This window comes from Pseudomonadota bacterium (genome assembly GCA_026388315.1).
GTDB lineage: Bacteria > Desulfobacterota > Syntrophorhabdia > Syntrophorhabdales > Syntrophorhabdaceae > MWEV01.
The window spans coordinates 62,503-77,013 of sequence record JAPLKA010000084.1 but is presented as its reverse complement, the minus strand read 5'-3'; the positions used below and the strand labels follow the sequence as shown (position 1 = coordinate 77,013).

The 14,511-nt window shown below is 43.1% G+C and carries 17 protein-coding genes and 1 tRNA gene; 16 read left to right on the top strand and 2 right to left on the bottom strand.

All coding sequences use genetic code 11. From position 1 onward, the window contains the following. Window positions 1-131: 131 nt before the first annotated feature. From NTX75_11855 to NTX75_11780, 16 genes are all read left to right on the top strand, one after another. Window positions 132-524: a ParB/RepB/Spo0J family partition protein gene (locus NTX75_11855; protein ID MCX5816914.1), complete on the top strand. Its 393-nt coding sequence runs from the start codon at window positions 132-134 to the stop codon at window positions 522-524. 22 nt (window positions 525-546) lie between these two features. Next, the gene (locus NTX75_11850) at window positions 547-717 is read left to right on the top strand and encodes a hypothetical protein (GenBank protein ID MCX5816913.1); all 171 of its coding nucleotides are present in this window, start codon (window positions 547-549) and stop codon (window positions 715-717) included. Window positions 718-1,081: 364 nt separating this feature from the next. Beyond that, window positions 1,082-3,106 carry a serine hydrolase gene (locus tag NTX75_11845; protein MCX5816912.1) on the top strand — a complete coding sequence of 675 codons (2,025 nt, stop codon included), beginning with the start codon at window positions 1,082-1,084 and terminating at the stop codon, window positions 3,104-3,106. Between the two features lie 882 nt (window positions 3,107-3,988). Beyond that, on the top strand, window positions 3,989-5,005 hold the full coding sequence (gene queA / locus NTX75_11840) for a tRNA preQ1(34) S-adenosylmethionine ribosyltransferase-isomerase QueA (protein ID MCX5816911.1): 1,017 nt from the start codon (window positions 3,989-3,991) through the stop codon (window positions 5,003-5,005). 74 nt (window positions 5,006-5,079) lie between these two features. Then, the gene (gene tgt, locus NTX75_11835) at window positions 5,080-6,216 is read left to right on the top strand and encodes a tRNA guanosine(34) transglycosylase Tgt (protein MCX5816910.1); all 1,137 of its coding nucleotides are present in this window, start codon (window positions 5,080-5,082) and stop codon (window positions 6,214-6,216) included. After that, entirely contained in the window at window positions 6,191-6,505 is a 315-nt protein-coding gene (yajC, locus tag NTX75_11830) for a preprotein translocase subunit YajC (protein MCX5816909.1), read from the top strand. The genes tgt and yajC overlap by 26 nt, the downstream gene beginning before the upstream one ends. Before the next feature lies 1 nt (window position 6,506). Further along, window positions 6,507-6,860 (top strand): 30S ribosomal protein S6, encoded by a 354-nt coding sequence (gene rpsF / locus NTX75_11825; GenBank protein ID MCX5816908.1) that lies wholly within the window; start codon window positions 6,507-6,509, stop codon window positions 6,858-6,860. Window positions 6,861-6,935: 75 nt separating this feature from the next. Further along, window positions 6,936-7,205 carry a 30S ribosomal protein S18 gene (gene rpsR / locus NTX75_11820; GenBank protein MCX5816907.1) on the top strand — a complete coding sequence of 90 codons (270 nt, stop codon included), beginning with the start codon at window positions 6,936-6,938 and terminating at the stop codon, window positions 7,203-7,205. A 13-nt stretch (window positions 7,206-7,218) separates the two neighbouring features. Further along, on the top strand, window positions 7,219-7,668 hold the full coding sequence (rplI, locus tag NTX75_11815; GenBank protein ID MCX5816906.1) for a 50S ribosomal protein L9: 450 nt from the start codon (window positions 7,219-7,221) through the stop codon (window positions 7,666-7,668). Next, a complete protein-coding gene (gene dnaB, locus NTX75_11810) occupies window positions 7,669-9,042 on the top strand; it encodes a replicative DNA helicase (GenBank protein ID MCX5816905.1) in 1,374 nt (457 codons plus the stop codon). After that, a complete protein-coding gene (locus NTX75_11805) occupies window positions 9,039-9,557 on the top strand; it encodes a CDP-alcohol phosphatidyltransferase family protein (GenBank protein MCX5816904.1) in 519 nt (172 codons plus the stop codon). Before dnaB ends, NTX75_11805 begins: the two co-directional genes overlap by 4 nt. Before the next feature lie 155 nt (window positions 9,558-9,712). Next, window positions 9,713-10,711 (top strand): type I glyceraldehyde-3-phosphate dehydrogenase, encoded by a 999-nt coding sequence (gene gap, locus NTX75_11800; GenBank protein ID MCX5816903.1) that lies wholly within the window; start codon window positions 9,713-9,715, stop codon window positions 10,709-10,711. Window positions 10,712-10,786: 75 nt separating this feature from the next. Beyond that, window positions 10,787-11,980, top strand: coding sequence for a phosphoglycerate kinase (locus tag NTX75_11795; GenBank protein MCX5816902.1), 1,194 nt, complete (start codon window positions 10,787-10,789; stop codon window positions 11,978-11,980). Beyond that, entirely contained in the window at window positions 11,977-12,732 is a 756-nt protein-coding gene (gene tpiA / locus NTX75_11790) for a triose-phosphate isomerase (protein ID MCX5816901.1), read from the top strand. Before NTX75_11795 ends, tpiA begins: the two co-directional genes overlap by 4 nt. Then, window positions 12,732-13,028 (top strand): preprotein translocase subunit SecG, encoded by a 297-nt coding sequence (gene secG, locus NTX75_11785; protein ID MCX5816900.1) that lies wholly within the window; start codon window positions 12,732-12,734, stop codon window positions 13,026-13,028. Before tpiA ends, secG begins: the two co-directional genes overlap by 1 nt. Before the next feature lie 6 nt (window positions 13,029-13,034). Beyond that, window positions 13,035-13,119, top strand: a tRNA-Leu gene (locus NTX75_11780). A 19-nt stretch (window positions 13,120-13,138) separates the two neighbouring features. Here the strand turns inward: NTX75_11780 and NTX75_11775 are convergent. Both NTX75_11775 and NTX75_11770 read right to left on the bottom strand, forming a co-directional pair. Continuing rightward, a complete protein-coding gene (locus tag NTX75_11775) occupies window positions 13,139-13,387 on the bottom strand; it encodes a SemiSWEET transporter (protein MCX5816899.1) in 249 nt (82 codons plus the stop codon). A 171-nt stretch (window positions 13,388-13,558) separates the two neighbouring features. Next, window positions 13,559-14,446, bottom strand: coding sequence for a LysR substrate-binding domain-containing protein (locus NTX75_11770; GenBank protein MCX5816898.1), 888 nt, complete (start codon window positions 14,444-14,446; stop codon window positions 13,559-13,561). Between the last annotated feature and the right edge of the window lie 65 nt (window positions 14,447-14,511).

Below are 14,511 nucleotides of genomic sequence, written 5' to 3'. Positions count from 1 at the left end.
AACTTCAGTGAATAGTCGTCAGTGAATAGTGAATGGTAGCCGCAGGCTTTCCCGCCTGTCCCTCGGTTCTGGCGGACAGGAGCCTGCGTTCACGCTTCACATATCACGGAATTTAAAAAAAAGGGAACGATATGGCAACAAAAAAGACAAGTGTAAATCCTGAGTTCTTGTACATTCCCATAGGAAATATCGTGGTGCTGGAACAGGTACGATCGAATATCAATATCGAAGCCGATTCGTTCAAGTCACTCATGCAATCAATCAAAGACAGGGGCATCTTAGAACCTCTCCTTGTAACAAAAGGAGAAGGCGACTTATACACACTCATCTGCGGGGAGAGGCGCCTGGAAGCAGCCCGGCAACTCAAACTTGAATTAGTACCGGTGCGGATCATAGAAGCGGGTAAGGAATCAGGTGAGACTATTGCCTTGCAGTTGACAGAGAACCTTCAGAGAGAAGACTTAAACCCCATGGACCAAGCCAAAGGGGATATTGGCATTCATTCAGGCGAAACATCCCGATAAGGGGTATGATGCGCAGGGGGTTATGAGTGAGCTGATACGCTACAAGCTGAAGCCTGATGACCTGTCTGATAAAATTGCCCCAACGGTTGGGGCAATTATCGAAATCTCCGGAAAGTCAATACAGACCTTGCATCGCACGATTTCTCTTTTAAAACTTTCTCCTGAGATTCAAGCCGAAATCCGTAAGGTTTAATCCCGACAGTGGAGGGACAATCGCAAATCCGAAATGAGGATTGTGGATTGTATTTCTCCGAAATCCGATATCCGAAATGAAGGCAGTGAATAGTGAATAGTAGTCGCAGGCCTGCCCTGCTAAGGCATAGTTACAGTTCTTACTCTGTTTTCATTGCTGTTGAGCACTCCTTTCTGAAATCCACAAATAGTCAACCTCAACAAAAGCACACGACTTCAATCCGTAATAAACAAAATTCACGTATGACAACAAACATCCAAACCTCACATTTTTCGCTCATATTTAATTGACATACAAGACTGATCTTTTTATACTTTCTTCCATAAGAAGCAATGTCTTATCAAATCAGAAAAGGTAGGGAATAATGGTAAAAATCAGAATTATCGGTGCAGTTTGTTTGAGCTGCATGCTGTTTGCTGCACTTGCATTTGGCGAGGTGGTAAGCAAGCATAATCTCTATGAAAGCGCTATTGCCATAGCCCGCAGCGAAATCTGGCAAGCCATAAACAGCGGCAAATGCGGGAGTGCCACCACTGCCATAATGGTTGATGGCAAGGTCGTTTATGCAGAAGGATTCGGCATGGCAAACAGAGAGAAGAGCATCCCTGTCTATAAGGCTACAATCTTTAATATCGGCTCTATCAGCAAGGTGTATGTGGCGACTGCAATCATGCTGCTCGTTGACGATGGCAAGGTCTCGCTCGATAAGCCGGTCACAGACTATCTCCCGGAATTCAAGATGGCGGATGATAGATACAAGGAGATCACCGTAAGAATGCTATTAAACCACGTATCGGGCATGCCGGGGACTGAGGGGTCGAATTCCTTCGGGTTTAAATATGATGACAATATAAAACAGGAAACAATCAATACTTTAGCCCGCGCACATCTTAAGCATGCCCCGGGAGCAATGGCAGTGTATTGCAATGACGGGTTTACACTGGCGGAAATGATAGTGGAGCGGGTAAGCGGGAAAAAATACATCAATTTTCTTAATGAAAGGATATTTAAGCCGCTGGGCCTGAAAAACACCGGTGCAGGCATGGGTGAGATCAAGGGTAAGCCTGTAGCGTTGTATTATGACGCTAAAACCGGGAAACGTCATCCCCCTGAAACGCTCTCGATTCTGGGCGCCGGCGGGTTGTCATCAACTGCCGAGGAACTCTGCCGTTTTGTAGATGCCTTTTCAGCGGGAAATAAACTCTTGAAGAAAGCATCTCTCGATGAGATGAAAAAGGCGCAGCCTTCAGCGTTTTGGGGCAAGCTAAGAAATCCCGAAATTTCCTTTGGGCTGGGCTGGGACCTCACAGGCCTTCCGCGGTATGATGCGGTCGGAGTTCAAGTATTGGGTAAGACCGGCGGCACTGGAAATTACTCTTCCATGGTTTTCGCGGTTCCTGACAAAAGAATAGCTGTTGCTGTTATTGCTTCCGGCCCGGAAAGCGGTGCGTTGAAAATAGCGCTGGATATATTAGATGCGGTACTGGTTGAAAAAAAGCTCATTTCCAAAGAAGCGAAAGCCGTCCTGGCACCGCCGGAAGCGCAGAAGTTACCGCAAGGTTATTCTTCATTTAGCGGTTATTATGCCAACAGCGCGAAACTTGGCCAGGTAGTGTTTGATGCGGATAAAAACAGCGCCACCCTATACGGTTTCAAGGAACAGGAGAAAAAACCGGAAATGGCACTCGTTTATAATAATGGTTATTATCACGATACCAAAGGCGACCGTTTCTATTTTACTAATATAGGCGGCGAAAGCTATTTGGTGAACTGTCCGGCAATGGCCACGATCGATACGATCATGATGCAAAAAGTAAAACCAATAGAAAAACCTCAAAACCTTAAGATCAATATGGATGGCAAGGTTTGGCTGCGGCGTAATGTCTCTCCTTTTGAGTCGGTTATGGCTGTGGACTCGCATTTTGTAAAATCATTGTCGTACAAAGACCTGCCGGGATATGTGGTTTTTCTGGGTGTCAAAAGGATTGATTCCCCTGAATTAGCGGGTATGCCTTTTGACTCTGTCCGCGACCAGACAGAACTTACCCTTTTTGAAAAGAATGGGGCCACATGGGCATGGGTTTCGGGTTTGTTGTATAGCCCGTCCCAGAACGCTGTTGTCTTAAAGGCCGGTGATAATTCCGTAAAAATAGGAAGCGATGGATATAACGAGTGGCTGGTGGCAAATGAAGACATGGTTTTGAGTTTTACAAAACCTGAACGGGGAAGAATAATCATATTTTCTTCCGACGATATCGCGACCTATGATAGCGCGCTCGATACAGGCGATGCGTATGCTGCCAAGGGCAGTTATATCGAATGTGCGGGTTTTGCAAACGATGTCTTTACAGTCAAAACCAAGCCTACGGCGGCAGGTGATAAGAAGTAAAAGATTCCAGCCATTGCGAGCTCGAGCATGAACGAGGGCGAAGCAATCTCAAATATAAGTTTTGTACTGCAATGCGAGTCCACAATACTGCTGGCACGTCGCTGAATTGACAGTTACTCTCTTTCGATCCGTAATCCCCAGTTTATATTAATTCCAACTACTGAAACTTTACAGGTGTTTTTAGCAATCAGTTCTTCCTGTAATCTATGACTTACCGTTGCATGCCCGCTGCTCGCTTTGCAGGTGTAAGCAATTATTGAAATATCTGTAAAGTCAATAATTGCAATATATTGCACGTTATCGCTCTCAAAACTTTCTGAAGAGATTCGGAGGGACAATCCGAAATCGGCAATCCCTGGCCATGCCCTTCGGGGTAGCCTTGGCCAAGACCTACTTCGCATGGTTTAGCAGGGCAGGCAGGACAGGCCGCAATAGCTCATGGTTCATGACTTCAGTGAATAGTCGTCAGTTAAAAACCTATTCATACCAATTTGCCGTCATTCAGTAAATTAAAGCGGGAGCGTCTTCCCTGAGCATGACTCACGGAACAACCGGGGAACCATTGTGCGGCGAAGCAGAGCGTTCCCGAATTGCGGGATGATGTGCAGGCACTGAACATCTTCGGGTAGCCTCCGCCCTTGCACATCAAGCGATGCAAGCCCTACAATGGTCGGGAGAGTAGTGCGGAAGTGCGAGGGGATGTGTGCTCCCGTTATCAAGCAATTCGGTTAGCAATTGATGGCAAATTGGTATCACTATTTACAAACATCCAACATCAAGCATTTTGCTATGAGCTACCAGCCATCAGCTAACTGTCGAAATTGATTTGCTTATACCGTAACAATCTGTTATAAAATTAACCTGATTTTTCCGGCGTTGATTATGAATACAAAATTATTTGACTATTATTTGCCAAAAGAAATGATTGCCCAGTACCCTGAAGGGGACCGGGAATTATCCCGTCTTCTTGTTCTTAACAGAAGCACAGAACTGATAGAACATAAACGTTTTAAAGACATTACAGGATATTTTCGCAAGGGAGATGTGCTTATATTAAATGACAGCAGGGTTTTGCCTGCACGATTGAGTGTCCGGAAGGAAACCGGCGGTAACATTGATATACTGCTTTTGGAGGGCATCGATGATAAAAGATGGTACTGTCTTGCGAATGGTATAAAAAAAGGGAAAGACCGTCTGACAATATCTGTGGGCGGAGTCAAGGCTGTCTTAACAAGAAGTGAGGCCTTCTGGATAATCGATTTCTTTTATGATGGTGATGTATATGACATCATACGGGAACACGGGAAAATGCCTCTCCCCCCGTACATAAAAAGAGGGAACGATGGCGCTCTTGATTTTGAAAGATACCAGACGGTGTATGCCGAGATATTGGGTTCCATTGCAGCCCCCACAGCAGGTTTTCATTTTACAAAGGAATTGCTTGCAGATATAGAGGCGCTGGGCGTCACAGTATGTAAAATTACACTTCATATCGGTATAGGAACCTTTTTCCTTGTAAAGAGTCAGAATGTTGAAGATCATGTAATGCACAGGGAATACTATCAAATTGTTCCTGATGTGAAAAAATATATCGAAAATGCGAAGATTGAAGGAAGGCGAATCATCGCCTGCGGGACAAGTGTCGTGAGAACATTAGAGACAGCATGGGCGAAAAACGGCGATACACCCATTGCGGGACATACGGAACTTTTTATATATCCCGGATACAGGTTTAAAATGATTGATGCCATGATAACGAATTTCCATCTGCCGAGGTCTACGCCTCTTCTGCTCGTCTCGGCTTTTACCGGAAGCGATGAATTGATGAAATGTTATAAAGAGGCTATAGATCGAAGCTATAGGTTTTACAGTTACGGGGATGCGATGCTGATTTTTTAAGTGAATAGTGAATAGTGATGAAGGCGGTGAATAGGTTTTACTAACGACTATTCACTAACGACTGATTTTAAATTATGAAGACCATTGAAATTGTGAAAGAAGAAGGGCATGCAAGACTCGGGGTCATTAAAACAGTGCATGGAGACGTCGAAACCCCTGTTTTTATGCCTGTAGGTACCCAGGGGACCGTGAAGGCTATTACCCATAAAGAATTGAAAGATATCGGCGTAAAGATGATTCTTGCCAATGCGTATCATCTCTACTTAAAACCCGGCGATACTTTAATCAAGGAGATGGGGGGGATACAGCGCTTCTCAGGGTGGGATGGTCCTGTTCTTACTGACAGCGGAGGTTACCAGGTCTTTAGTCTTGGTGTTTTACGTGAAATAAAGGAAGATGGTGTAATGTTTCAGTCACATATAGACGGCTCAAAGCATTTCTTCTCCCCGGAAAAGGCCATAGAGGTCCAGGAAAATATAGGTGCTGATATCTGCATGTCTTTTGATGAATGTGTTCCCTATCCGTCATCATATGAGTATACGAGTAAGTCTGTTGGATTAACTTCGAGGTGGGCAAGGCGGTGCAGGGATTCAAAACCAAACGGGAAAAATTTGCTGTTCGGGATTATCCAGGGCAGTGTGTACAAAGACCTGAGATTAAAATCGGCATATGATCTCGTTAACATGGATTTTGACGGCTATGCCATTGGCGGTCTGAGTGTTGGAGAGCCGAAAGGTATCATGTGGGAAATGGTAGATGCAGTGATAGATTTGTTGCCGCGTGAAAAGCCAAGATACCTTATGGGCCTGGGTTTTCCTGAGGACATCATTGAGGGGATACGGAGAGGAATCGACATGTTCGATTGCGTCATACCGACCAGGCTTGCAAGAAATGGCAACTTATTCACATGGGACGGGAGAATAAACATCAAAAATGCAAAGTACACAAAGGATGAAAGGCCGGTAGATGCAGGGTGTGGCTGTTACACATGTAAAACATATTCCAGGGCTTATCTCAGGCACCTTCTTGTCTCCCATGAATTAACGAGTTTTTACCTGAACACGATACACAATATCTATTTTTATGCTGATTTTTTGAAAAAAATAAGAGAAACAATCAGAGAAGGGGTTTTTTATGCCTTTTATGAATCATTTAAAATGAGATGGAAGGGAGGTGAATTACAAGATGAACATAGCGCATGCAATGGGTAACCAGGCAGCATCCGGACAGGGTGGCAGCTCACAGTGGATGGGTCTACTGCCTCTCGTGCTCTTGTTTGTGGTTTTTTATTTTTTGCTTATAAGACCACAACAGAAAAGGACTAAACAGCAGAAACTGTTTATTGAGAATCTGAAAAAGGGAGACAAAATTATAACATCCGGCGGTTTATATGGTACAATAACAGGAATTACCGACGATTCAGTCACCATTGAAATTGCCGAAAAGGTAAGAGTAAAGGTATTAAAAAGCGCAGTAGTAGATAAAGCGAAAGGAGAGTAAAGTGGGAAGGTACGAAAATATTCTAATAATAAGCCCTGATTGTACAAAAGAAGAAGAGGAGGAATTGCTCAACAGAGTCAGGGCTAACCTGCAAAAATCAGGTGCAACAATAATAAGATTAGACGATTGGTCGATAAGGAAACTTGCATACCCCATCAAAAAGAAGGACAAAGGTCATTATTTCTTTTTACTCCTGGAAATGGATGAAGCAAACTTATCGGGGATCAGTAAATTTTATAAAAATATCGATCCTATTCTGAGACATATGGTGGTGAGGGTTGACGATAAAGAAAAAGGCCCGGATAAACCGCCTGACCATGTTTTGTTTGATGAACTGGAAGGTGAGTTTTCTTAAAACCTGAAGTAGTATAAACCAAAGAGGGAAAGGTTAGCTGAGTTTCCCTTATAAATTTTTTGGATGGAGGAATAAATGCCAAGTTTTACAAGACCTGCAAAGGGCCGGGATTTACAGAAAAAAAGAGTGTACGTAAGAAAAAGGGTTTGCCGATTCTGTCAGGACTCAAATATTGCTATTGACTATAAAGATCCGAAGTTGTTGAAACATTTTATCACAGAGCGCGGCAAGATTACGCCGAGGCGAATGACAGGAACCTGTGCGAATCACCAGAGAAAATTAAGGGAAGCAATAAATATGGCAAGGCACATTGCTTTCCTTCCCTTTACAACACTTTCGAGATGATGGAGGAAACTGTATGAAGGTCATACTGACAGAGGATATGCGGGGTACGGGTAAAAGGGGCGAAACCATAGATGTAAAGGATGGTTTTGGAAGGAATTTTCTGATTCCAAAGGGGTTGGCCTTAACTGCTACAGAAGGCAATATTAAAAGGGCCGAAAATATCATTAAAAACCTGGTGGCCAAGAAGGACAGAGACTTGAAGGCTGCAGCCGACATTAAAGTAAAATTAGAGGAGATCGCCCTCACAATAAAGAAAAAAGCGGGTGTAGACGGAAAACTCTTCGGGTCGGTAACGCATAAGGACGTGACAGATGCGATAAAAAATCTCCTGGGACTTGAAATAGATAAAAGAAACATAAGGATTGATGAGCCCATCAAGACAACAGGTGTACATGAGATTGAGATACATCTGGAACAGAGTGTCGCTGCACGCGTGAAGGTTGAGGTAGAAAAAGAAGATTAAATGGTTAAGGCTCAAAAAGATGGACAGCAGAGGAAAGTTAATCCCGCGGGTCGTATCCCGCCTCAAAATTTGGAGGCAGAAGAATCGATCCTTGGCGGTTTGCTTATAGACCCCGAATCAATCAATAAGGTAGTAGATTTAATAAATACTGAAGATTTTTATAAGGATGCCCACGGCAAGATATATGATGCCATGGTAGGCCTTTATGAGAAGAATGAGCCTATCGATATAGTTACGGTGAGCAGTTCAGTTAGAGACAAGGGCATTCTCGATAAAATCGGCGGGGTTACATACCTTAATACCCTCGTTGACCTCATGCCCAGTGCGGCAAACATCACGCAATATGCAAAAATGGTGAGAGAGAAGGCCCTTCTAAGGAATCTCATAAATGTTGCAACTGAGATTGTTGAAAAGGGATTCGACCTGGATGTAAATGTTGATGGTTATATCGATGATGCAGAAAAGATGATTTTCCGGGTATCGGAAAGGAAATTCAGGCCTTCATTCTATTCTGTAAAAGACATTGTCATGGACAATGTGAAAATCATCGAGCGACTCTATGAAAAAAAGCAGACAGTCACAGGGGTCCCAACGGGGTTTACCGAACTTGATAAAATGACGAGCGGTTTTCAGCCATCCGATTTGATAGTAATTGCCGGAAGACCGAGTATGGGCAAAACAGCCTTGAGTATGAATATTGCCCAATATGTTGCTACCATGAGAGATGGCGCGGTCCCTGTTGGCATATTTTCAATGGAAATGTCCAAGGAGCAGCTTGTAACACGATTACTCAGTTCTGAATCTGAGGTGGATCATTCAAAATTAAGAACCGGAACGCTGTCAAGCTCGGAATGGCCAAAACTTGCTCAGGCTGCAGGTAAGCTTTCAGAAGCGCTAATATTTATCGATGATTCACCTTCAATGAGTGTGCTTGACTTGAGGGCAAGGGCGAGAAGACTGAAAAAGGAGCACGGACTTGGATTGGTTGTTGTTGATTACCTCCAGTTAATGAAAGGGAGGGCTGCTGTTACCGACAAGAGGGAACAGGAAATAGCGGAGATCTCGCGTTTTTTAAAATCCCTTGCCAAAGAGTTACATATTCCTGTTATTGCGATATCGCAATTAAACAGGATGGTGGAGCAGCGGGAAGACAAAAGGCCGAGACTTGCCGACCTTCGTGAGTCAGGCGCTATAGAACAGGATGCGGATGTTATCATATTTATCTACAGGGATGAGATATATAACAAAGACAAAGAAAGCAACAAAGGCATAGCAGAGATTGTCATAGGGAAACAGAGGAATGGACCCACAGGTACTGTTGAACTTGCCTTTCTGGATAAAACAGCAACTTTCAAGAATCTTTACAGAGAATGAACCTGCCGAATTCATTATCGATACTCCGTCTTTTTTTAACAATCTTTTTTATACTTTCCATATATTATCAAAAATATAATACTGCCTTAATCCTCTTTGTGGTGCAGGCAATAAGCGATCTCCTCGACGGGTTTTTTGCGCGGATCATGAAGGAAAAAACCTATCTTGGCTCTATCCTTGACCCTCTGGCCGATAAGGTCATGCTTGTATCCTCATATATTGTGCTTTCGGCAAACAACATCATTCCCATCTGGGTAACATTGACGGTGTTGCTGAGGGATCTTATCCTGTCTTCCGGGTTTCTTGTTTTATACAAGCTGTCTTATAAAACCAGACATTCTCCAAGCATCATAAGCAAGATAACCACTTTATCCCAGATGAGCACAGTGGTGTATATTTTGTGGTCCGGCACAAGGGTTTATGGGGACTATTTCTTTTATGTGACCGTAATCCTTACCGTAGTCTCAGGGTGTCAATATATTGCAAGAGGACTAAGGACTCTTGTGAATAAATAGTTTTCAGCGATTAGCATTGCGGGGAGTCTATATGTTTTGATTTTACTGACAGTTAACGGCTGATAGCTTATCGTTTGTGGGTAAGAAATCATTTGACAACCCACAGTCCTTTTGATAAGTAATTAAAATATCCAAAAACAAGAACGGAGGGTAAAATGGCCATAAAAGTAGCGATAAATGGTTTTGGAAGAATAGGGAGGCTTGTCTTAAGGGCAGGCTTTAAGGGCAAGGACCTTGAATTTGTTGCGGTAAATGATATTACGGACGCAAAAACACTTGCGCATCTACTGAAGTACGACTCTGTTCATGGCATTATGGACGCCGACGTAAAGGCAACGGAAAGCTCCCTTATGATAAACGGAAAGGAGATTAAAACTTACGCCATAAGAGAACCTGAAACGCTTCCGTGGAAAGAGCTCGGGGTAGATGTAGTCCTTGAAAGCACCGGTAAGTTTACTGACAGGGCAGGTGCCGAAAAACACATCAAGGCAGGCGCAAAGAAGGTAGTTATATCCGCCCCCGCAAAGAACCCCGATGTAACATTTGTCCTCGGGGTTAATCAGGAAGTCTACGATAAGACAAAGCACCATGTCATATCCATGGGTTCATGTACAACAAACTGCCTGGCGCCTATAACGAAGATACTGCAGAAGGAGTTCGGCATTGAGTATGGTCTCATGACGACGATCCACGCATTTACCAATGACCAGGTAGTACTCGATGAGCCCCACAAAGACCTGAGGAGGGGGCGTGCTGCATCCCTGTCAATGATTCCCACAACAACCGGGGCAGCAAAGGCAATCTCCGAAGTAATACCCGAACTCAAGGGGAAACTGGATGGTATGGCTATCAGGGTGCCTACACCGAATGTATCCTTAGTTGATTTTGTTGCAATGCTGGCAAAAAATACAACGAAAGAAGAATTGAACGATAAATTCAGAGAGTATGCAGCGGGCCCCATGAAGGGGATTTTATTCTGCTCGGATGAGCCTCTGGTTTCCTGTGATTTTAACGGAAATCCTCATTCTTCCCTGGTTGACATGGCGAATACAAACGTAATTGGCGGCAGGATGGTTAAAATACTTTCATGGTATGATAATGAGTGGGGTTTCTCGAACAGGATGTGTGAACTCCTGTCATACATCATGAAATAGCATTTAACAGGCTTTCGCCTGTTAGTTATGAGTTAACACTTAACACTGTTTTTAAGAAAGGGTTGGTAAGGAAACATGAAATGCATAGACCAGATAGATTTAAAAGAGAAAAGGGTGTTCATCCGTTGTGATTTTAATGTGCCAATGGATAAGCAGGGAAACATAACGGATGATGCAAGGATAAGGGCCCATCTGCCTACAATTAATTATGCTATAGATGCCGGGTCTAAAGTGATCCTTGCATCGCATCTTGGAAGACCGAAGGGCAAGAAATCTGAGGAGTTTTCCTTGCGGCCTGCCGCTAAAGTGCTCTCAGGACTCTTGGGCAAAGAGGTCATCTTTGCGGATGATTGCATAGGCGAAGAGGTTGAGAAGGCAGTCTCAAACATGAAAAATGGTGATGTAATACTCCTTGAGAATCTCAGGTTTCACTCAGGCGAGGAAAAGAACGATGCTGAGTTTGCAGGCAAACTTGCACGATTATGCGATGTCTACATAGACGATGCCTTTGCTGTATCCCACAGAAAAGCTGCATCGAATGCGGCAATAACGGAATTTGTAAAATCATGTGCTGCCGGTTTTCTTTTAAAGAACGAAATAGAATATTTTAATAAAGCCATGAAAAACCCGGCAAGACCATTTGCTGCAATCATCGGAGGAGCTAAGGTTTCTGATAAGATCGGGGTACTGGAAAACTTGTTGGAAAAAGTTGACATCCTGATAGTTGGCGGCGGCATGGCCTTTACGTTTATAAGGGCTATGGGGTTTGAAACCGGGAATTCACTCTGTGAAGTTGAAATGTTGGATAAAGCGAGAATAATCATGGAGAAAGCAAAGGAAAAGAAGGTAAACCTCTGTTTGCCTGTGGATTGTGTTATAGCAGAAAAAGTGGCGGCTGATGCTGGAGTAAAAGTGTGTAAAATAGAGGAAATCCCAAAAGATTGGATGGGCCTCGATATCGGCCCCGGGACAATTTCTGCTTTTTCAGACGCTTTAAGGGGTGTAAAAACTATTATATGGAACGGTCCCATGGGCGTGTTTGAGCTTGAACCTTTCAGCAAGGGAACCTTTTCAATAGCAGCATCTGTTGCAAAGTCCGGCGCACTCTCAATAATTGGCGGTGGGGATACAGACCTGGCAGTACATCGTGCAGGAGTGAGCGATAAGATATCATACATATCCACTGGAGGCGGTGCTTTCCTGGAATTGCTCGAGGGGAAGACGATGCCGGCAATAGAGGCCTTAGAAAATAATGGAGGTAACTCATGAGAAGGTGGATGATAGCCGGAAACTGGAAAATGCATAATACAATAAATGATGCAATAGCTCTCGCGAAAGCCATAAAAGAAGGAACTCAAGGCGTCACGGGGGGCGAGATCGTTTTAGCGCCACCCTTTACAGCCTTGCAAAGTGTTTATGAAACGATTAAGGGTTCGCATATATCACTTGCAGCGCAGAATATGTTTTATGAGGATAAAGGGGCATTTACCGGTGAGGTAGCTCCTTCGATGCTCAAGGATATTGGCTGTACTTATGCTATTATCGGTCATTCAGAGAGACGGAAATATTTTCACGAGACCGATGATACAGTAAACCTGAAGACCAGGAAAAGTCTTATTGCAGGGATTAAACCTATTGTCTGTGTTGGAGAAACAGAAGACGAAAGGGGAAAAGGCGTCACAGAGTTTGTGGTCGGCATTCAGGTAAAGAAGGCGCTTTACGGGATCGACAAAATTGATGATATTGTGATAGCATATGAACCTGTTTGGGCTATAGGCACAGGTAAGAATGCAACGCCCATAGAAGCAGAAGAAGTACATCGATTCATAAGAAACATTGTTGGTGACATATATGGAAATGTGTGTAAAAATACAAGGATTCTTTATGGAGGGAGCGTAACACCTGACAATATAAGCGAATTGATAGGAATGGAAGATATCGATGGCGCACTTGTTGGTGGAGCATCCTTGAAAAGTGAAGGATTTATTGGTATAATAAGAAAAACATCGGAGAAAAAGTAATGTTGACAGTTATCGCAATTATTCATGTTGTAGTTTCAATTGCCCTCGTCATGATTGTCTTGCTTCAGACGGGGAGGGGTTCTGAAATAGGCGCTGCATTCGGGAGCGGATCAAGCCAGACACTTTTTGGCAGTTCGGGCTCCAGTGGTTTTATGACAAAGCTTACAACAGTTGCCGTTGTAGTATTTATGATAACAAGCCTTGTGCTCGCATATTTTTACAGCCACAAGGAATATACTGTAAAAAATGTTCCGGTAAAGGCTGAAGAAAAATTACCTGTCCAGGGTAATCAGTAAATAAGTGCCGAAGTGGTGGAATAGGCAGACACACCATCTTGAGGGGGTGGCGGGGAGACTCGTGCGGGTTCAAGTCCCGCCTTCGGCACCATTTTTATCCAACCTTCGTACTATCTGTATTTTACAGTGACAAAAAGCGTCGTTAACGTAAAGAGCAAAGATATGGCATTTGCAGCTATTACCGGTACCTCCTCGATCATGATGCCGTAAACAAGCCATAATATGGCACCGGCAGATGCCATGAGCGGCATAAACATGGAGATATCCCTTGCCTCTTTAAGCTTCCAGATACGCAGAATTTGCGGCAACAATGAAAATGTCGTAAAGAAAGCGGCTATATAACCGATTGTATCTTTCATCCGTATGTTTTATCATTACTTTCTTAAAAAAACAAATCCTCTTCAACGACAGAATATTGCCTGTAACAACGAATATTATGCTTGCCCTTTTTTTATCTTTAGTGAATTTTATTGATTAAAGTCAATTTAATTTATAACGTGCAGATATAATGAATAGCAAGTTATTGCGTATTACGTATCATCCCACATGAGTAACATATCTATAAAAGTGTGCGCAATTTTTGTCAAAGCACCTTCGTCGAGATATACGATATTTGTGTCCATCACGAGAGAAACATCAGATATCATTACTTCTTTTAAAATGCCATGTAACAGCTCTTTTTCCACAGCAGCCCTTACGATAAAGGAAGCCCCTTCGCCTTTCTCCAGGAGTTCTTTTATGAATTCGAGGTTGCTTGCTTCGTAGAGTACAGTAGGTGAAAGATGCATTCTTTTGAACATATCCATAATTACTTTACGGGTAGCTGAGCCTTCCTCTCTCATTATAATGGGGAAATTTGCAAGCTCTTTTATGGAAATGGAATCTTTTTTTGCAAGGAGATGGTCAGGAGAGGTCACTAACAGGATTTCTTCTCTTCCGAAGGTGATGCTTTGAAGAGGTTTTGGGTATTCTGTGCTTGCCACGATAGCCAATTCGTTTTGCATATTGAATAGACTTTGCATCATTTCTAAGGAACTACCCTCGCTTAAATGAATGCTTACTCCCGGATAAAGTGCATGAAAGTGTGATATACGGCTTGGCATGAGATAGCGCGCATATGTTTTTGTTGTTCCAATGTGGAGCATGCCTTTTTTTACTTCTTTTATTTCATTAATGGTTTTTTCTGCCTCGTCTTCAAGCTCAAATATTTTTTGTGCGTAGCTCAAAAGTGATTTTCCTGCCCCGGATAGATAAATTTTGTTACCAACTTTATAAAAAAGTTTTACATGCAACGCTTTTTCCAGTTGTTTTATCTGAACAGAAACAGCGGGTTGCGATATGCAGAGACGTTCTGCTGCCTTTGTGAAATTTAACTGTTTAGCGGATTCGAAAAAAATTCTTAAGTGATTCAGGTTCACTGTAATGGATTATTCCATAACTTTTATTTATGCACAACATAATTATTATGTATTTGACTATTTCT